This window comes from Streptomyces rapamycinicus NRRL 5491 (genome assembly GCF_024298965.1).
In the GTDB taxonomy this organism is placed as follows: Bacteria; Actinomycetota; Actinomycetes; order Streptomycetales; family Streptomycetaceae; genus Streptomyces; species Streptomyces rapamycinicus.
In genome coordinates this window covers 7279028-7296005 of sequence record NZ_CP085193.1, presented here as the reverse complement: position 1 = coordinate 7296005, position 16978 = coordinate 7279028, and the positions used below count along the sequence as shown (strand labels likewise).

The following is a 16978-nucleotide window of genomic DNA, read 5'->3' as shown; positions in this document are numbered from 1 at the left end:
ATTCGTAGTGGACAGTCTGTCAGCTCGCTCTCCTCACCGCCCCACGGCACCCCCGGACGGGAAGCTGGCTAATGTCGGGTGTGTACCCCCGATGCCACGAGGAGCACCAGACCATGAGCGAGCGACTGCAGCCCGGCGACACCGCCCCCGCCTTCACCCTCCCCGACGCGGACGGCAAGCAGGTCTCGCTCGCCGACCACGCGGGCCGCAAGGTGATCGTCTACTTCTACCCCGCGGCCCTCACTCCCGGCTGCACCAAGCAGGCGTGCGACTTCACCGACAACCTCGAGTTCCTCTCCGGCCACGGCTACGACGTCATCGGCGTCTCGCCCGACAAGCCGGAGAAGCTGGCCAAGTTCCGCGCCCAGGAGGATCTGAAGGTCACCCTGCTCGCCGACCCCTCCAAGGAGACCCTGGAGGCGTACGGCGCGTTCGGCGAGAAGAAGCTCTACGGCAAGACGGTGACGGGCGTGATCCGGTCCACCGTCATCGTGGACGAGCAGGGCAAGGTCGAGCGCGCCCTGTACAACGTGAAGGCCACCGGCCACGTCGCCAAGATCATCAAAGACCTGGGGCTGTGACACCCGCTCTCCTAAGCCGCAAGCCGGGTGTCACAGGTTCGAGTCCGGCCGGGGCACCAGCCGATACGCCCTGGACCGATCACGGTCCGGGATGACACGCGGACCGGCTGGACCTCGACCGGAACCTGTTCGTAGCCAGCCTCAGGGCGTCGGCCCGGCCGGGACGATCGGACTCCGCCTGCGAGGTCCCGCGCCCGAGGTGCGGGACCTCGGGCTTGTCGCGCGTAACCGATGGGCGAGCAATTCGTTACTCAGTGCGATGACGCGGCATACGGTCGCACCGTGAGGGGGACCATGCGAGCCGAATACACGCGCGAAGCCCTTGCCGAAGCGGTGACCCGGTCATCGAGCTGGGCCGAACTCATGCGCTTACTAGAGGTCAAGGCCAGCGGTGGCAGACGTCGGGCCCTGCAGCAACTCGCGGCAGCACATGCCATCGACACCAGCCACTTCAAGCAGCGCAGCCCGTGGAGCAAGTACTCCGACATGGCGATCGCGGAAGCCGTGGCGACGTCGACTACGTTGCGCGAAGTGGTCGAGAAGCTGGGAGCACGCCCAGCGACGGGGACGCTTTCACACATCCGCAGACGAATCGCGGCATCCAGCATCGATATCAGCCACATCTCCGGGCTGAACCGACCGCACATCGACTTGCCCTTCAGCCGCGAACAGCTGAGAGAAGCCGCCCTCTCTGGGGACAGCGTCCGGTCCGTCGCGCGACTCCTGGGAGTTTCCGACGACGGCCGGTCACGGGCCACCCTGCGCCGCATGCTGAACGAGCACGGGATAGACACCTCGCACTTCTCCCACGCCCGCGTCACCATCCCCGAAGGCCCCCTTCGCGCTGCCGTCGCGGACAGCACGAGTTACGCGGACGTCGTGCGCGCCCTGGGCCTACCGGTGAACGATGCCAATCACCGCCGTGTGCACCGCCAGACGGTCCGATTGGGCCTGGACACCACACACTTCAGGCGGCGCACTCGGCGCCAGGCCCGAGCGGTGGCGTCGAAGCCCGTGGCGGATGAGGTGCTCCGGGTCCGCCCGCCGGGTTCTCCTCGTACCAACCACTCCCGGCTTCGTAGAGCCCTGGATGAAATCGGCCGCCCGTACAGGTGCGCGCGGTGCGGCAACACTGGGCAGTGGCAAGGAGTGAGCATGACGCTCCAGATTGATCACGTGAACGGCGACTGGCTCGACAATCGCCCCGAGAATCTGCGGTACCTGTGCCCGAACTGCCACGCGATCACCGACACATGGTGTCGGAACCGTCAGAGCGTCCAGAAGAGGCGAGCTGGCACTGCGGCGTAGCCGCGTACTGCAATATCCTCATAGAGGCCATCCCGGTAGCATGGTCCTGCGACTGCGGCCGTGGCGAAATTGGCAGCCGCGCGGCGTTTAGGTCGCCGTGGGAGAAATCCCGTGTGGGTTCGAGTCCCACCGGCCGCACATCGCGAGGGGCGCCTCCTAAACACAGGGAGGCGCCCCTCCGCTTGTCACCCCAGGAGTTCGCGGACGACCGGGGCGATGGCACGGAACGCCTTGCCGCGGTGGCTGATGGCGTTCTTCTCGTCGGGGGCCAGTTCGGCGCAGGTGCGGGTCTCGCCGTGGGGCTGGAGGATCGGGTCGTAGCCGAACCCCCCGCCGCCCACGGGCTCGTGGCGGAGGGTGCCCGTGAGCCGGCCGGAGACGGCGCGCTCGGTGCCGTCGGGGAGGGCGAGGGCGGCGACGCAGGCGAAGTGGGCGCCGCGGTGTTCGTCGGGGACGTCGGCGAGCTGGGCCAGCAGCAGATCGAGGTTGGCGCGGTCGTCGCCGTGCCGGCCCGACCAGCGGGCCGAGAAGATGCCGGGGGCGCCGCCGAGGACGTCCACGCACAGCCCGGAGTCGTCGGCGATGGCGGGGTGGCCGGTGGCCCGGGCCAGGGCGTGGGCCTTGAGGAGGGCGTTCTCCGCGAAGGTCACGCCGGTCTCCTTGACGTCCGGGACCTCCGGATAGGCGTCGGCGCCGACGAGTTCGACGTCGAGGCCGGTCTCGCCCAGGATCGAGCGCAGCTCGGTGATCTTGTAGGCGTTGCGGGTGGCGAGGATGAGACGGCGGGGGTGCGGAGGGTGTCCCTCAGTGTGTTGCTGCATAGCTCTCGATTATCGAGGGTGGGTGATCCGTGCCGATCGGGGGGCGGTCAGGGCGAGCAGACGTTGGTCAGCTCGCCCGCCGCGTCCTTGACCGGGGTCAGATCGGGGTCCTTGCCGCTGTCGACGGACTTCTGGACGTTGTCCACGGCCTTCTGGAGGTCGTCGATGGCCTTGCCGACGTCCGCGTTGTCGGTGCGGTCGCCCACCTTGTCGATGTCCTTGTCGAGCGAGTCCAGGATCTTGTCGGCCTGCTGCGGGTCGACGGCGGCGCCGGCCAGGGCGTCCTGGAGGTTGTCCACGTCGTTGGATATCTCGACCGCGAGCTGGGCGCAGTCCAGGGCCTTCTCCACCGCGCCGCAGCCCACGGTGACCGGCACGGCGAGCGCGACGGCGGCGAGGGCGGTGATGGCGGTGGTACGGCGGTGACGGTGGCGCGGCGCCATGGAGTGGGTCCTTCCCCGGGAAAAGGTGCTGATACCTGACTAAACGCCAGGCGCCGCGCGGTGGTTGCCCGATGCCGCCGTCAGTTGTCCTCGGCCAGTGCCGCGCGCTGGATTCCGGACAGGGCGCCACAGCCCGCCACGGCGAGGTCCAGCAGCCCGTTCAGCTCCTCGCGGGCGAAGGGCTCGCCCTCGGCGGTGCCCTGCACCTCGACGAAGCGTCCGTCACCGGTACAGACCACGTTCATGTCGGTCTCGGCGCGCACGTCCTCCTCGTAGCAGAGGTCGAGCAGGGGGACGCCGCCGACGATGCCGACGCTGACGGCGGAGACGGTGCCGGTCAGCGGCTGCCGGGTGGCCTTGATCAGCTTCTTCCCCCGGGCCCAGCCGATGGCGTCGGCCAGGGCCACATAGGCGCCGGTGATGGCGGCGGTGCGGGTGCCGCCGTCGGCCTGGAGGACATCGCAGTCCAGAACGACGGTGTTCTCGCCGAGCGCCTTGTAGTCGATGACGGCACGCAGCGAGCGGCCGATGAGCCGGGAGATCTCATGCGTACGGCCACCGATCTTGCCGCGGACCGACTCGCGGTCGCCCCGGGTGTTGGTGGCACGCGGCAGCATGGCGTACTCCGCGGTGACCCAGCCCTCGCCGCTGCCCTTGCGCCAGCGCGGCACGCCCTCGGTGACGCTCGCGGTGCACAGGACCCGCGTATCGCCGAAGGAGACGAGGACCGAGCCCTCGGCATGCTTGCTCCAACCGCGCTCGATGGTCACGGGGCGGAGCTGGTCGGGGGTGCGGCCGTCGATACGAGACATGGGATGAGCCTATCGGCATCGCACGGGCCCCCGGTCCGCGTCCGCGGCGGGGCCGTGTTCCGGGGGGCGGCGATGGGCTCAGCGGGTCACATCAAGTCTTCGATCTCGGCGGCGACGGGGTCCGCGTCGGTGCCGATGACCACCTGGATCGCGGTGCCCATCTTGACCACGCCATGGGCGCCCGCGGCCTTCAGCAGGGCCTCGTCGACCAGGGAGACGTCCTTGACCTCGGTGCGGAGGCGGGTGATGCAGCCCTCGACCTCGACGATGTTGTCGATTCCGCCGAGCCCCTCGACGATCTTCTCAGCCTTGCTGGCCATGTTCGCTCCCTGTCGTCCGTTCGCCGTGCGGCAAGTGGTCTACACCATTATGCCGGGCGAAGACGTTACACGTCACTTGGAACGATAGATTCCTTCATCGGATCCCTCCGTGCTACAACAGGTCTACACCACATGTGGTTTAGACCATAAAGCGGGCCGCCCCTTCCCCCGAGAGCCCGCCTCACCAGGAGGAATCCGATGAGTACGGCCACCGCCCAGGCGGCGCCCGCCCAGAAGCGGGGTGCCGGTCTGTTCCAAGGGCTGCAGAAGGTCGGCCGCAGCCTTCAGCTGCCGATCGCGGTCCTGCCCGCCGCCGGCATCATGGTCCGGCTCGGACAGCCCGATGTGTTCGGCGCGGACGGACTGGGCTGGGACAAGGTCGCCGCCGTGTTCAGCAATGCCGGTGGCGCGCTCACCGGCGCCCTTCCGCTGCTGTTCTGCGTCGGCGTGGCCATCGGGTTCGCCAAGAAGTCGGACGGTTCGACCGCGCTGGCCGCCGTGGTCGGGTTCCTGGTCTACAGCAAGGTGCTGGAGGCGTTCCCGGTCGCCGACGCGGTGATCCAGAAGGGCGAGGACATACCGGCCAAGTTCAACGACCCCGGGGTGCTCGGCGGCATCATCATGGGGCTGCTCACCGCGGTGCTGTGGCAGCGGTTCCACCGCACCCGGCTGGTGGACTGGCTCGGCTTCTTCAACGGCCGCCGGCTGGTGCCGATCATCATGGCCTTCACCGGTATCGCGGTGGGCGTCTTCTTCGGCCTGGTCTGGGAGCCCATCGGCGACGGCATCAGCAACTTCGGCGAGTGGATGACCGGGCTCGGCTCGGCGGGATCGGCCCTCTTCGGCGCCGTCAACCGCGCCCTGATCCCGATCGGCATGCACCAGTTCGTGAACACCGTGGCCTGGTTCCAGCTCGGCGACTTCACCAACGCGGCCGGTGAGACGGTGCACGGCGACCTCAGCCGGTTCCTGGCCGGTGACCCGAGCGCGGGCATGTTCATGTCCGGCTTCTTCCCGATCATGATGTTCGGCCTTCCGGCCGCCGCCCTGGCCATGGCGCACACCGCCCGCCCCGAGCGCCGCAAGGCCGTGCTCGGCATGATGGTCTCGCTGGCGCTGACCTCGTTCGTGACGGGCGTGACCGAGCCGATCGAGTTCTCGTTCATGTTCATCGCGCCGCTGCTCTATGTGATCCACGCGGTGCTGACCGCCCTCTCGATGGCGATCACCTGGGCCCTGGGCGTGCATGCGGGCTTCAACTTCTCCGCGGGGTTCATCGACTACGCGCTGAACTGGAGCCATGCCACCAAACCACTGCTGATCATCCCGGTGGGGCTCGTCTTCGCGGTGGTCTACTACGTGGTCTTCCGCTTCGCGATCACCAAGTTCGACCTGCCCACCCCGGGCCGTGAACCCGAGGAAGAGGTCGAGGACCTCACCAAGGCGTAGGCCACCGGCCCGCACCATGCGCGAGGGCCCCGGAACCGAACCGGTTCCGGGGCCCTCGCGCGTACGGGGACCGCCCACCTACACCTCGTAGACCGCGCCCGCCTTCGCCAGCTCCACCGGACCGCCGAAGACCGCCTGGGCGTCGCGCTGGTTGATCTGGGGGTCCGTCCACGGCGGCACATGGGTGAGCACCAGGGCCCCGACCCCCGCCCGCAGCGCGTGCTCGCCCGCCTCGCGGCCGTTGAGATGCAGCCCCGGGATGTCCTCCTTGCCGTGCGTGAAGGCCGCCTCGCACAGGAAGAGGTCGCCGCCCCGGGCCAGGTCCACCAGGGCCTCACAGGGGCCCGTGTCGCCCGAGTAGACCAGCGAGCGGCCGCCGTACCCGATCCGGAAGCCGTACGCCTCCACCGGATGGCAGACGCGCTCGGCGCGGATGGTGAAGGGGCCGATCTCGAAGCTGCCGGGCGTGAGCGTGCGGAAGTCGAAGACCTCGCGCATCGACTTCTCGTCGGGCACGTCGTCATACGCCTGGACCAGCCGCCGCTCGGTGTCCTCGGGGCCGTAGACGGGGATCGCCTCGGCGCGGCCACCGTCGTGCCGGTAGTAGCGCGCGACGAAGTATCCGCACATGTCGATGAAGTGATCGGGGTGGAGATGGGACAGCAGCACAGCGTCGAGGTCGTAGAGACCGCAGTGGCGCTGCAGCTCGCCAAGGGCGCCATTGCCCATGTCGAGGAGCAGCCGGAAGCCGTCGGCCTCGATGAGGTAGCTCGAGCAGGCCGATTCCGCGGACGGGAACGACCCTGAGCATCCGACGACGGTGAGCTTCATGAAGCAGGAACCTCCTTGAGGGGTCCCCATGCCGAGGGCCATGGGCGGGTGCGGGGGGTCATGCGGTGCCCACGAGCGTAAGGCGCAAAAGCCCAGGCAGCTCCTCCACGGGGCCGCGTTGTGGGCGGAATCACCAGGACGGAGCCGGGTGCCGCCCGGCCATGCCCCCCGCAGGCCGATTCGGCCCCTGGGGTCCCCCTAGGCCCAGAGCTGGCCGTGCAGCGTCTCGATCGCCTCCTCGGTGGTGGCCGCCGTGTAGACACCGGTGGAGAGGTACTTCCAGCCGCCGTCGGCGACGATGAAGACCACATCGGCGCTCTGCCCGGCCGTGACCGCCTTACGGGCGACACCGAGAGCGGCGTGCAGCGCGGCCCCGGTCGAGACGCCCGCGAAGATGCCCTCCTGGGCGAGGAGTTCCCGGGTGCGGGACACCGCGTCCTCGGAACCGACGGAGAAGCGGGTGGTCAGGACGGACTCGTCGTACAGCTCGGGGACGAAGCCCTCGTCGAGGTTGCGGAGTCCGTAGACGACGTCGTCGTAGCGCGGTTCGGCGGCGACGATCTGGATGTCCGGCTTGTTCTCCCGCAGGAAGCGGCCGACGCCCATCAGGGTGCCGGTGGTGCCCAGACCGGCGACGAAGTGGGTGATGGAGGGCAGGTCGGCCAGGATCTCGGGGCCGGTGGTGGCGTAGTGGGCGCCGGCGTTGTCCGGGTTTCCGTACTGGTACAGCATCACCCAGTCCGGGTGCTGCCCCGCCAGCTCCTTGGCCACCCGGACGGCGGTGTTGGAGCCACCGGCGGCGGGCGAGGAGATGATCTCCGCGCCCCACATGGCGAGCAGCTGGCGCCGCTCCTCGCTGGTGTTCTCCGGCATCACGCAGACGATGCGGTAGCCCTTGAGCTTGGCCGCCATCGCGAGCGAGATCCCGGTGTTGCCGGAGGTGGGCTCGAGGATGGTGCAGCCGGGGGTCAACCGGCCGTCCTTCTCGGCCTGTTCGATCATATGGAGCGCGGGGCGGTCCTTGACCGAACCGGTGGGGTTGCGGTCCTCCAGCTTGGCCCAGATCCGTACGTCGGAGGAGGGCGAGAGCCGCGGCAGCCCGACGAGCGGCGTATTGCCGACCGCGGCCAGGGGGCTGTCGTACCGCATCAGAGCATGCCCGCCCGTCGCCCGGCCACCACCCCAGCAGGACGGGGCTCCGCCCCGAGAGCCCCACCGGCCACGGCCGGGAGGATCGTCACGTTGTCGCCGTCCGAGACCTTGGTGGAGATGCCGTCGAGGAAGCGGACGTCCTCGTCGTTCAGATAGACGTTGACGAAGCGGCGCAGCTCACCGCCGTCGACCAGGCGCTCCTGGATCCCGGAGTGCCGGCTCTCCAGGTCGGCGAAGAGCTCGGCGAGCGTGGCCCCGCTGCCCTCGACCGCCTTCTGGCCGTCGGTGTAGGTGCGGAGGATGGTCGGGATGCGGACCTCGATGGCCATGTCTGGGCTCCTGTCGGAGGGCGGGGTGGATCCCGGACCGGGAGCGGCCGGGAAGGCGTCGTCGAAGGGCGTCGGGCGTCTCGGGCGCGCGTTCAGGCGGCCACGGCGCGGCGCGGACACATCGCGCTGGCGAGCCGGCACAGGTCGACGTGGAGCCGCGCCACGAGCAGCATGCCCGGCGTCTTCTCGCTCACGTCATCGAAAACCATGGACTCATCGTATCGATTCCCGAACCGGACTCGGGTAGGTCTTCCCGCGATACGGACGGGTAGTGACCGCGATACGAGACAGGGCGGCGATTCAGCCACCCGGGACGATCTCCACCTCTTCCTCGGTGACCTCGCCGTCCACGATCCGGAAGGACCGGAACTGGAAGGGTCCCTCGTCATTGCCGCAGTCGGCCGTGGAGACCAGGACGTAGTGGGCACCGGGCTCGTTGGCGTAGGAGATGTCGGTGCGGGAGGGGTACGCCTCGGTGGCGGTGTGCGAGTGGTAGACGACCACCGGCTCCTCGTCCCGGTCGTCCATCTCGCGGTAGAGCTTGAGCAGGTCACCCGAGTCGAACTCGTAGAAGGTGGGGGAACGGGCCGCGTTCAGCATCGGGATGAACCGCTCGGGGCGGCCGCTTCCCGCTGGGCCCGCGATCACGCCGCATGCCTCGTCGGGGTGGTCGGCGCGGGCGTGCGCGACGATCTGATCGTGGAGCGCCTGGGTGATGGTCAGCATGGCAACACAATAGGAAAGAAAAAGGGGGCGGCGCGCAGGGGGCACCTCCCGGACGGAGTCTGGGGGAGCCTCCGTTGAGGGTGGTGGCGGGAGACGGGCGGGCGGGCTCCGGACAGAGGTCCGGAGCCCGCCTGCTGAGATGCTGCGCCCGAAAGGCGATACGGCTTACTTCCGCGCGTACTCCGGCTCCGCCGCCTCGCTCTGGTCGAGCGGCTGAGCCCCGCCGCGGGCCTTGAGGACGTACCAGCCGATCACCAGGCAGACGGCCCACCCGGCGCCGACGTACAGGGAGACCCGGCCGTCCTTGTCGTAGGCGACCAGGCAGGTCACGAACAGCAGGAAGACCACCGCCACCCAGCTGAAGACCGAGCCGCCGGGAGCCGGGAAGGACGAGGCGGGCAGCCGGCCGGCGCGGAACGCGCGGCGGTACCGGATGTGGGCGAACAGGATCATCAGCCAGGTCCAGATGCCGCAGGCCGTGGACACCGAGGTGACGTAGGTGAACGCCTTCTCGGGGACGACGTAGTTGAGGACCACGCCGATGGCCATGAAGAGGACGGAGAAGGTGATGCCGATGGCCGGGGACTTGCGGAGGTTGAGCCGGGCGAAGATCCTCGGCCCCTCACCGCTGGTCGCCAGGTCGCGCAGCATCCGGCCGGTGGAGTACATGCCGGAGTTGCAGGAGGACAGGGCCGCGGTCAGGACGACGAAGTTGACGATACCGGCGGCGAGGGGGATGCCGATCTTGGAGAAGCCGTGCACGAAGGGGCTCTCACCGGCCGAGAACTCGGTCCACTTGACGACGGCGAGCAGCACCACCAGGGCGCCGACGTAGAAGATGATGATGCGCCACGGCAGCGTGTTGATCGCCTTGGGCAGGGTCTTCTCCGGGTCCTCGGACTCGCTCGCGGTGACGCCGACGAGCTCGACGGCGATGTAGGCGAACATCACGCCCTGGAGGGTCATCAGGCTGTCGCCGATGCCGTTGGGGAAGAACCCGCCATGGGACCAGAGGTTCGAGGCGGCGGCGGTGTCACCGGCGTCGGAGAAACCGAGGGTGAGCACACCGAGGCCGATCACGATCATGCCGATGATCGCGGTGACCTTGACCATCGAGAACCAGAACTCGACCTCACCGAAGACCTTGACCGAGATCAGGTTGACCCCGAAGAGCACCACCAGGAAGACCAGGGCGCTGACCCACTGCGGGATCGAGGGGAACCAGAAGTTGATGTAGATGGCGGCGGCCGTGAGCTCGGCCATGCCGGTCACCACCCACAGGAGCCAGTAGGTCCAGCCGGTCACATAGCCGAAGAACGGGCCCAGGAACTCCCGGATGTATTCCGCGAAGGAGCCCGTGGACCGCCGGTAGAGGAGCAGCTCACCGAGCGCTCTCATGATGAAGAAGACGATCACGCCCGCAAGGGCGTACATCAGGATGATGCTCGGGCCCGCCTTGGCGATGTTCGCCCCGGCACCCATGAACAGGCCGACGCCGATGGCGCCGCCGATAGCGATCATCTGGACCTGGCGACTGCCCAGGCCGCGCTCATAGCCCTCTTCAGGAGCCGCTGAGGTCATATTGCTGCGCCTTTCTCCCTGTGGCGGCTGGCTGCGATCGTGAAGATTTATCACGACCGCCACACTGATCGACCGCGCCGCGTGTGGCGCACACCACAGGAAGAAGCGGACAAAAGTTATGCTGCGCAATAAAGTTAACGATCGCAGTGATGCGATCGTTATCCGGAGTTGAGCATCCTCTAAACGAACACTCAGTAGTTGCCGGAGGGAATCATTCCGGCATGAGGGTCTCGATCAGGGTTTCCTGGAGCCCGCCGAGCCAGAAGTACGCCATCACCATCGGCTTGCGCGGATCGGAGTCCGGCAGCCCCAGCAGCTCACCGCCGTCGTCCTCGTCGGTGACCTCCAGCCGGGTGCCGATGGCCAGCCGCAGGTCGTTGAGCGCGCCCAGCCACTGCCCGGACTTCTCCGGCGCCAGCTGAAGCACCCCCGGGGTCCCGCCCGAGGCGCCGGAGCCCAGCGCGTCCAGGTCGCGCACCACTGTCAGGGCGTCGTCGCGCTTGCGCGCCCGCAGGTCGTTCTCGGTGAAGCGGCGGAACTCCGCGGACGCCTCCCGGGCCTCCTTCCCCTCCCGCGCCCCGAGCTCCCGGTCCGGCGGGGAGTAGGCGTCCGGGAAGAGCCGGGCGAGCGCCGGATCCTCCGGCGGCTTGCTGGGGCCGTCCGCGAAGAGCGCGGCCAAGGGGTCCTCGCCCCCGGCGGGCTGGTCACCCGGGCCGATCAGCTCGGCGAGCTGCATGGCCAGGCTGCGCAGGATGGAGACCTCCACCTCGTCCAGGGCGATGGCGGCGCCGCCGCCCGGCAGGGGTTCGAAACGTCCCGACATCAGCGCTCCTGCTGGAGGGTCGCCCACAGGCCGTAGCCGTGCATCGCCTGCACGTCGCGCTCCATCTCCTCGCGGGTGCCGCTCGAGACGATCGCGCGGCCTTTGTGGTGGACGTCGAGCATCAAACGGTTGGCCTTGTCCTTGGAGTAGCCGAAGTAGCTCTGAAAGACGTAGGTCACGTAGCTCATGAGATTGACGGGGTCGTTATGGACCACCGTCACCCACGGAACGTCGGGTTCCGGCACCGACGAGGGTGCTTCACGGGATTCAGGACGTTCGATCTCCACGGGCGCGACACTCACACGTCCCATGCTGCCACCCGGCACGGGCCGCCGCCTAAACCGGCACCCAGATCTCGTCACTCTGACGAGTACGGGAGGTAGCATCGTCAACCATGGACACTGCGGACTTGGGACTGCCGGTGGACGTGCCGTCGACCGCACTCTTCACCGACCGGTACGAACTCACCATGCTTCAGGCCGCGCTGCGGGCGGGCACCGCCGACCGCCGCTCGGTCTTCGAGGTCTTCACCAGGCGCCTCCCCGAGGGCCGGCGCTACGGCGTCGTGGCGGGCACCGGGCGGGTGCTGGACGCCGTCGAGAACTTCCGCTTCGACGCCGGCGTGCTGGACTTCCTCGCCCAGCAGCGGATCGTGGACGAGCCCACGCTCGGCTGGCTCGCCGACTACCGCTTCCGCGGCGACATCTGGGGCTACCCCGAGGGCGAGGTCTACTTCCCCGGCTCGCCGATCATCCGGGTGGAGGGCACCTTCGCCGAGGCGGTGCTGCTGGAGACGGTCATCCTCTCCATCCTCAACCACGACTCCGCGGTGGCCGCCGCCGCGTCCCGGATGTCCACCGCCGCCGGCGACCGGCCGCTCATCGAGATGGGCGCCCGCCGCACCCATGAGCTGGCCGCCGTGGCCGCCGCCCGCGCCGCCTACGTCGGCGGCTTCACCACCACCTCCGACCTCGCGGCCGGATTCCGCTACAACATCCCCACCGTGGGCACCAGCGCCCACGCCTTCACCCTGCTGCACGACAGCGAACGGGACGCCTTCACGGCGCAGGTCCAGGCCCACGGCAGCGACACCACCCTGCTCGTGGACACCTATGACGTCGCCGAGGCGGTACGCACCGCCGTGGAGGTGGCCGGCAAGGACCTGGGCGCAGTAAGGATCGACTCCGGCGATCTGCTGCTGCTCGCCCACCGGGTGCGCCAGCAGCTGGACGAGCTGGGCGCCAAGAACACCAAGATCGTGGTGACCAGCGACCTCGACGAGTACGCGATCGCCTCGCTGGCCGCGGCCCCCGTGGACGCGTACGGGGTCGGCACCCAGCTGGTCACCGGCAGCGGCCACCCCACCAGCTCGATGGTCTACAAGCTGGTGGCACGGGCCGTTTCGGACGACGCGGACGCGCCGCTGCTGCCGGTGGCCAAGAAGTCCATGGGCGCCAAGACCTCGGTGGGCGGCCGCAAATGGGCCGCGCGGCGGGTGGACGAGCACGGTGTGGCCGAGGCCGAGGTGATCGGCACCGGCGCGGTCCCCGAGCAGCTGGCGGGCCATCAACTGCTGGTGGAGCTGGTGCGCGGCGGCGAGATCGTGGCCCGCGAGCCGCTGGACGCGGCCCGGGACCGGCACATCGCGGCCCGGGCCGGGCTGCCGCTGTCGGCGACCCAGCTCTCGCGCGGGGAGCCGGTCCTGCCCACCGAGTACGCGCGGGCCTGAGGCGGGCGGGTCATGAGCGGGAACACGGGGCACGCCCACTGCCGCAATCGGCGCGGAGTGTCTACCCTCGGTGACATGCACCGGGCACTGATCGTCGTCGACGTCCAGAACGACTTCTGCGAGGGCGGAAGCCTCGCGGTGACGGGGGGCGCCGACGTCGCCGCCGCGATCACCGATCTGATCGGGGAGGCCACGCCCGGTTACCGGCATGTCGTCGCCACCCGTGATCACCACATCGATCCGGGCGATCACTTCTCGGACAACCCGGACTACGAGCACACCTGGCCGGTGCACTGTGTCGCGGGCACCGAGGGCGTCGGGTTCCACCCGAACTTCGCGCCCGCCGTCGCCTCCGGCGCGATCGACGCGGTCTTCGACAAGGGCGCGTACACGGGGGCGTACAGCGGCTTCGAGGGCGCCGACGAGCACGGCACCCCGCTGGCCCAGTGGCTGCGCGAGCGGGGGGTGACCGAGGTCGACGTGGTGGGCATCGCCACCGACCACTGCGTGCGGGCCACGGCGCTGGACGCGCGCCGCGAGGGGTTCGCGGCGCACGTCCTGCTGGACCTGACCGCGGGCGTCTCCGCGGGCACGACCGAGCGCGCCCTGGAGGAGCTGCGGGCGGCCGGGGTCGAGCTCAGCGGCAAGCCGGTCGTCTGAGGGCGCCGAGGGCCCTCACAGCGCCTCCCAGCCCCCTTCCCGACGGCTTGACCGGCCTGACCTGACCGGCCGCCCTTCCGGGCCCCGGCGCTACGGTGTCCGACGGATCGTGACGCTGCGGGGTGTTCCCCTACCCGCCCCTTCCCGATACCAGGGGCTTCGCCCCTGGACCCCGGACGGGCTGATTTCAGCCCCTCCGGCGTTTGAGGAGCGGGGTCTGGGGCGGAGCCCCAGTTGTGGGGAGGGGCGGGTAGGGGAACAGCCCGCCGCAGGCGCTCTACGGCGCCGGGGCCGGAGGTCTGAGGAGGGCGGCCATGGGATGCCAGAGCTCCCCTCCGCGATCCGGCGCGGTGCGCCAGACCACCCCGTCGGGATGGTGGAGCACCGCCGTCACCTCGTCGGGTGTCGGCGGCGCGGTGTTGCCGCGCAGATAGACAGCGCGGAGCCCGAGATTGCGGAGCCTGGTCAGGGCTCGCTGGCGGTTCGCGGCGTGTACCAGTACGCGGACGCCGCCCTCGCCCAGCGGGCGCGGCAGCGTCAGTGCGACCACCACACTTCCGCCCGGCAGCTTGGTAAATCCTCCGTCGGCCATTGCGGGTCATGTCCCCCGTGAGACGTCGTGTCAACAAGAAGGTCTAAGGGGCATCTAAACGCGAACGGCCGCCGCCCGCTAGGGGGCGACGGCCGCTACCGCTCTGACCTGCGAAAACGCAGACTGGTGTGGATCTAGGAGGCGGACGGTCCGACCTGGACGGTCATCGTCGAGCCACCCGGGAGCTCCTTGAGGATCTTGATCCGGGTGTTGGTGTCAGCAGTCTCGACACTGCCGGTCGGGTTGCTCTTGTCCCAATACGTACCCTTGTGGTCGTCGAAGACCGGGATGCCCGGCTTCGGCTTCACCTTGGCGGCCTTACCGTCGTTGTGCAGCGTGAAGCCGTCCGAGGGGAGCCGGCTGAAGGGCGAGTCGTACGCCTGGATCCGGTTGCGCATCAGCGCGCCGTCCGCCCACTTCTCGGCGGCGGGGTGCGCGTCGATCGGCAGGATCAGACCGCTGCCCGGGTGGACGCCGACGTTGTTGTCCGGCTGCGAGGTGTCCCACTGCCAGATCAGCAGCCCGTTCTGGTACGGGAAGTGCTCGACCCAGTTGGGCCGGCTGGAGGCCCAGCCGAAGTTGTACGGACCGGTCTTGAGGGTGGTGTCGTACGACACGTACTGGCGGTTCTCGGCGAGGTAGTACTGCGGGTAGTCCTTGGTGAAGGAGCCGCCGATGCGGGAGAAGCCGTTGGCGGTCCAGCCGTTGTCGTCGCCCTCGGCGCCGTCGCTGAAGACCGGGGCGCCGTCCGCGGTCAGGGTGATCGCGTCGGCCGCGAAGCCCTTCTGCGCCACACCGCCGTCGGTCTGGTAGCGGAAGCGCAGGTCGATCTTCTTGCCCGCGTAGGCGTCCAGCGGGAAGGAGAGCTTCTTGTACGCGCCGGAGGTGCCGGTCAGCGCGGGCTTGTCACCGGCGTCGCGCGGGATGGCCTTGCCGTCCGCGGTGCCGTCGACGGGCGTCCAGTTGGCGCCGCCGTCCGTGGAGACCTCGGCGTAGAGGTAGTCGTAGTTCTCCTCGATGTCCCACCAGCCCTGGAGGTCCAGGCTGGCCTTGGACTTGCCCGTGAGGTCCACCGACCGGGTCAGGGTGTTCTTGAGGTCGTCACCCATTCCGCTCCACCACTGCTTGGAGCCCTCGGCGGGGGCGACCACCTCGGTGGTGACGGCCTTGGCGGGCAACTCGACCACCAGCGCCTGCTTGTTCTTGGTGTTGTACTCGGCCACCCCGAGGGTGTGGGTGGACTTCTTACCGGCCTTGGCCGAGGCGTAGTTCAGCCAGCCCAACTGGAGCTTGTCCCAGGCGTTCATGTCGCCGGGCAGATCGCCGATGGCGTCCTTACCGGTGCCGAGCCAGGATCCCGCGGACATCAGCGACCAGTAGGCGACGGACGACTCCCCCTTGCCGGTGGTGTCGTACTCGTCCGGCAGGCCCAGGTCGTGGCCGTACTCATGGGCGAAGACGCCGAGGCCGCCGTTCTCCGGCTGCATGGTGTAGTCGCCGACCCAGATGCCGGTGTCGCCGATCTGCGTACCGCCCGACTTGTTCCCGCCGGGGCCGGACTTGCCCGCGTCGGTGCCGTACGCGTACCAGCGGTGCGCCCAGATGGCGTTCTCGCCCTGGACCCCGCCGCCCGCGGACTCGTCCTCACCGGCGTGGACGATCTGGAAGTGGTCGATGTAGCCGTCGGGCTCGTTGAAGTTGCCGTCGGCGTCGTAGTCGTAGCGGTCCCACTGGTCGTACTTGGCCAGGTCCGCCTTGATCTGCGCGTCGGTGCGGCCGGCCGCCTTCTGGTCCTTGGCCCACTGGTTGACGCCGTCGCGGATCAGGTCCCAGGCGTTGGCGCAGTTGGTGTCGCCGCAGTAGTTGGAGCCGTAGCGGGCCTCGTTCCAGTCGACCTTGACCCAGTCGGAGACCTCGCCGTCCACCGAGTAGCGGCCCGAGGACTGCTTCTCGTAGTACTTCCTCAGGGACTCCTTCTTCTTGTCCTTGGAGAAGTAGAGGTCCTGGAAGTGCTGGCGGTTGTAGTCCTTCTGCCAGGCCGTGCTGTTGTCGTCGGCGCGGTCCGGCCGGCCTATCGTGTTGTGCGCCGGGCCCGGGTCGCCGCCGTACTTCTTCACCGGCGGCTTGGGACCGTCCCCGTCCGGGTCGTACATGGTGGTGTCGTCCACCTTGTCGCCGAACTCGACCAGGATGGTGAAGATCTTGTCGGTCTTCTCCCGGGCCAGCTCGACGTACTTGCCCTTGCCGAGCTTCACGACCTTGGACGCCCCGCGCGTGGTCGCCTTGGTGTCGCCGGAGATGACCTGCCGCAGCGCCTCCTGGCGCTGCGCTTCCCGCTGCTTGCTGTAGGGACCCTCGAGGTCGTGCCGGACATCCGTCTTCGCGGGCGCCGGATCATGGCGCTCGACACGCGTAGACGGTGCGTCCGCCTGGGCCATGCCGGTCGATAGTGCCGCCGCTCCGAGCGCGGCCACCACTGTGGCTATGGCGGCCGATCTGGCCGTCCTCCGTTGGCTGTTCACTCGCTCAGTCCTCCCCTTTCCACACCAGTGCCGGACATTTGACCGGAGTGGCAGGAGAAAAGACAGACCTTGACTTGGACTGATGAGACAAGTACGTTCTGCGATCCCGACGTTCCGTTTAACGGACAGCAACGGGCGCGCCATGCACGCCGGTTGGCACACCCGATGATTCCGTGCGCCCCCTGTGCAACGGCGCCGTGGGTGAGGTCACGCTTACTTCCGTTCCCCACGGGCATGCAGGACCGTAGAGTCAGGACTGACGGTGCACTTCAGCCTGGTTCATGCCCCCTGCATATCGC

19 protein-coding genes and 1 tRNA gene are annotated in these 16978 nt (G+C 68.9%); 6 read left to right on the top strand and 14 right to left on the bottom strand.

Annotation, left to right across the window (positions count from 1 at the left end):
- Positions 1-113: 113 nt before the first annotated feature.
- The 3 genes from bcp to LIV37_RS30685 all read left to right on the top strand — a co-directional run bounded on the left by bcp (position 114) and on the right by LIV37_RS30685 (position 2027).
- On the top strand, positions 114-581 hold the full coding sequence (bcp, locus tag LIV37_RS30695) for a thioredoxin-dependent thiol peroxidase (protein ID WP_020870973.1): 468 nt from the start codon (positions 114-116) through the stop codon (positions 579-581).
- A 294-nt stretch (positions 582-875) separates the two neighbouring features.
- Positions 876-1889 (top strand): HNH endonuclease signature motif containing protein, encoded by a 1014-nt coding sequence (locus LIV37_RS30690; protein WP_121825174.1) that lies wholly within the window; start codon positions 876-878, stop codon positions 1887-1889.
- A gap of 54 nt (positions 1890-1943) precedes the next feature.
- Positions 1944-2027: transfer RNA gene (locus LIV37_RS30685), tRNA-Leu, on the top strand.
- Between the two features lie 47 nt (positions 2028-2074).
- On the opposite strand, the gene rdgB is transcribed toward LIV37_RS30685, so the two are convergent.
- The 4 genes from rdgB to LIV37_RS30665 all read right to left on the bottom strand — a co-directional run bounded on the left by rdgB (position 2075) and on the right by LIV37_RS30665 (position 4285).
- The gene (rdgB, locus tag LIV37_RS30680) at positions 2075-2710 is read right to left on the bottom strand and encodes an RdgB/HAM1 family non-canonical purine NTP pyrophosphatase (RefSeq protein ID WP_020870971.1); all 636 of its coding nucleotides are present in this window, start codon (positions 2708-2710) and stop codon (positions 2075-2077) included.
- Positions 2711-2757: 47 nt separating this feature from the next.
- Complete coding sequence (locus LIV37_RS30675) at positions 2758-3153, bottom strand: hypothetical protein (RefSeq protein ID WP_020870970.1); 396 nt, start codon at positions 3151-3153, stop codon at positions 2758-2760.
- An 80-nt stretch (positions 3154-3233) separates the two neighbouring features.
- Positions 3234-3965: a ribonuclease PH gene (gene rph, locus LIV37_RS30670; RefSeq protein ID WP_020870969.1), complete on the bottom strand. Its 732-nt coding sequence runs from the start codon at positions 3963-3965 to the stop codon at positions 3234-3236.
- Positions 3966-4051: 86 nt separating this feature from the next.
- Positions 4052-4285, bottom strand: a complete 234-nt coding sequence (locus tag LIV37_RS30665) for a PTS sugar transporter subunit IIB (RefSeq protein WP_020870968.1) — start codon at positions 4283-4285, stop codon at positions 4052-4054.
- 198 nt (positions 4286-4483) lie between these two features.
- On the opposite strand from LIV37_RS30665, the gene LIV37_RS30660 reads away from it, so the two are divergent.
- Positions 4484-5734: a PTS transporter subunit EIIC gene (locus LIV37_RS30660; protein WP_020870967.1), complete on the top strand. Its 1251-nt coding sequence runs from the start codon at positions 4484-4486 to the stop codon at positions 5732-5734.
- Positions 5735-5812: 78 nt separating this feature from the next.
- Here LIV37_RS30660 and LIV37_RS30655 read toward each other — a convergent pair whose 3' ends face one another.
- From LIV37_RS30655 to clpS, 8 genes are all read right to left on the bottom strand, one after another.
- Positions 5813-6565, bottom strand: coding sequence for an MBL fold metallo-hydrolase (locus LIV37_RS30655; RefSeq protein WP_020870966.1), 753 nt, complete (start codon positions 6563-6565; stop codon positions 5813-5815).
- Between the two features lie 198 nt (positions 6566-6763).
- Entirely contained in the window at positions 6764-7714 is a 951-nt protein-coding gene (locus LIV37_RS30650) for a PLP-dependent cysteine synthase family protein (protein ID WP_020870965.1), read from the bottom strand.
- Positions 7714-8046, bottom strand: a complete 333-nt coding sequence (locus LIV37_RS30645) for a MoaD/ThiS family protein (RefSeq protein WP_020870964.1) — start codon at positions 8044-8046, stop codon at positions 7714-7716. The genes LIV37_RS30650 and LIV37_RS30645 overlap by 1 nt, the downstream gene beginning before the upstream one ends.
- 92 nt (positions 8047-8138) lie before the next feature.
- Entirely contained in the window at positions 8139-8255 is a 117-nt protein-coding gene (locus tag LIV37_RS52160) for a putative leader peptide (protein WP_014061047.1), read from the bottom strand.
- Between the two features lie 91 nt (positions 8256-8346).
- On the bottom strand, positions 8347-8772 hold the full coding sequence (locus tag LIV37_RS30640; protein WP_020870963.1) for a M67 family metallopeptidase: 426 nt from the start codon (positions 8770-8772) through the stop codon (positions 8347-8349).
- Positions 8773-8937: 165 nt separating this feature from the next.
- Positions 8938-10353, bottom strand: a complete 1416-nt coding sequence (locus tag LIV37_RS30635) for an amino acid permease (protein ID WP_121824316.1) — start codon at positions 10351-10353, stop codon at positions 8938-8940.
- A gap of 211 nt (positions 10354-10564) precedes the next feature.
- Complete coding sequence (locus LIV37_RS30630; RefSeq protein ID WP_020870961.1) at positions 10565-11176, bottom strand: DUF2017 domain-containing protein; 612 nt, start codon at positions 11174-11176, stop codon at positions 10565-10567.
- Positions 11176-11487, bottom strand: a complete 312-nt coding sequence (clpS, locus tag LIV37_RS30625) for an ATP-dependent Clp protease adapter ClpS (RefSeq protein WP_037962133.1) — start codon at positions 11485-11487, stop codon at positions 11176-11178. The genes LIV37_RS30630 and clpS overlap by 1 nt, the downstream gene beginning before the upstream one ends.
- 83 nt (positions 11488-11570) lie before the next feature.
- Here clpS and LIV37_RS30620 point away from each other — a divergent pair, with 83 nt between their 5' ends.
- Both LIV37_RS30620 and pncA read left to right on the top strand, forming a co-directional pair.
- The gene (locus tag LIV37_RS30620) at positions 11571-12905 is read left to right on the top strand and encodes a nicotinate phosphoribosyltransferase (protein ID WP_020870959.1); all 1335 of its coding nucleotides are present in this window, start codon (positions 11571-11573) and stop codon (positions 12903-12905) included.
- A 75-nt stretch (positions 12906-12980) separates the two neighbouring features.
- Positions 12981-13565 (top strand): pyrazinamidase PncA, encoded by a 585-nt coding sequence (gene pncA / locus LIV37_RS30615; RefSeq protein WP_020870958.1) that lies wholly within the window; start codon positions 12981-12983, stop codon positions 13563-13565.
- 277 nt (positions 13566-13842) lie between these two features.
- Here pncA and LIV37_RS30610 read toward each other — a convergent pair whose 3' ends face one another.
- Positions 13843-14157: a hypothetical protein gene (locus tag LIV37_RS30610; protein ID WP_020870957.1), complete on the bottom strand. Its 315-nt coding sequence runs from the start codon at positions 14155-14157 to the stop codon at positions 13843-13845.
- A gap of 134 nt (positions 14158-14291) precedes the next feature.
- Complete coding sequence (locus tag LIV37_RS30605) at positions 14292-16679, bottom strand: immune inhibitor A domain-containing protein (RefSeq protein WP_121824317.1); 2388 nt, start codon at positions 16677-16679, stop codon at positions 14292-14294.
- Between the last annotated feature and the right edge of the window lie 299 nt (positions 16680-16978).

What these genes read in the sequence shown, in the direction of transcription:
- bcp (WP_020870973.1), top strand. Translation starts at nt 114, where the DNA reads ATGAGCGAGCGACTGCAGCCCGGCGACACCGCCCCCGCCTTCACCCTC.
- LIV37_RS30690 (WP_121825174.1), top strand. Translation starts at nt 876, where the DNA reads ATGCGAGCCGAATACACGCGCGAAGCCCTTGCCGAAGCGGTGACCCGG.
- rdgB (WP_020870971.1), bottom strand. Translation starts at nt 2,710, where the DNA reads ATGCAGCAACACACTGAGGGACACCCTCCGCACCCCCGCCGTCTCATC.
- LIV37_RS30675 (WP_020870970.1), bottom strand. Translation starts at nt 3,153, where the DNA reads ATGGCGCCGCGCCACCGTCACCGCCGTACCACCGCCATCACCGCCCTC.
- rph (WP_020870969.1), bottom strand. Translation starts at nt 3,965, where the DNA reads ATGTCTCGTATCGACGGCCGCACCCCCGACCAGCTCCGCCCCGTGACC.
- LIV37_RS30665 (WP_020870968.1), bottom strand. Translation starts at nt 4,285, where the DNA reads ATGGCCAGCAAGGCTGAGAAGATCGTCGAGGGGCTCGGCGGAATCGAC.
- LIV37_RS30660 (WP_020870967.1), top strand. Translation starts at nt 4,484, where the DNA reads ATGAGTACGGCCACCGCCCAGGCGGCGCCCGCCCAGAAGCGGGGTGCC.
- LIV37_RS30655 (WP_020870966.1), bottom strand. Translation starts at nt 6,565, where the DNA reads ATGAAGCTCACCGTCGTCGGATGCTCAGGGTCGTTCCCGTCCGCGGAA.
- LIV37_RS30650 (WP_020870965.1), bottom strand. Translation starts at nt 7,714, where the DNA reads ATGCGGTACGACAGCCCCCTGGCCGCGGTCGGCAATACGCCGCTCGTC.
- LIV37_RS30645 (WP_020870964.1), bottom strand. Translation starts at nt 8,046, where the DNA reads ATGGCCATCGAGGTCCGCATCCCGACCATCCTCCGCACCTACACCGAC.
- LIV37_RS52160 (WP_014061047.1), bottom strand. Translation starts at nt 8,255, where the DNA reads ATGGTTTTCGATGACGTGAGCGAGAAGACGCCGGGCATGCTGCTCGTG.
- LIV37_RS30640 (WP_020870963.1), bottom strand. Translation starts at nt 8,772, where the DNA reads ATGCTGACCATCACCCAGGCGCTCCACGATCAGATCGTCGCGCACGCC.
- LIV37_RS30635 (WP_121824316.1), bottom strand. Translation starts at nt 10,353, where the DNA reads ATGACCTCAGCGGCTCCTGAAGAGGGCTATGAGCGCGGCCTGGGCAGT.
- LIV37_RS30630 (WP_020870961.1), bottom strand. Translation starts at nt 11,176, where the DNA reads ATGTCGGGACGTTTCGAACCCCTGCCGGGCGGCGGCGCCGCCATCGCC.
- clpS (WP_037962133.1), bottom strand. Translation starts at nt 11,487, where the DNA reads ATGGGACGTGTGAGTGTCGCGCCCGTGGAGATCGAACGTCCTGAATCC.
- LIV37_RS30620 (WP_020870959.1), top strand. Translation starts at nt 11,571, where the DNA reads ATGGACACTGCGGACTTGGGACTGCCGGTGGACGTGCCGTCGACCGCA.
- pncA (WP_020870958.1), top strand. Translation starts at nt 12,981, where the DNA reads ATGCACCGGGCACTGATCGTCGTCGACGTCCAGAACGACTTCTGCGAG.
- LIV37_RS30610 (WP_020870957.1), bottom strand. Translation starts at nt 14,157, where the DNA reads ATGGCCGACGGAGGATTTACCAAGCTGCCGGGCGGAAGTGTGGTGGTC.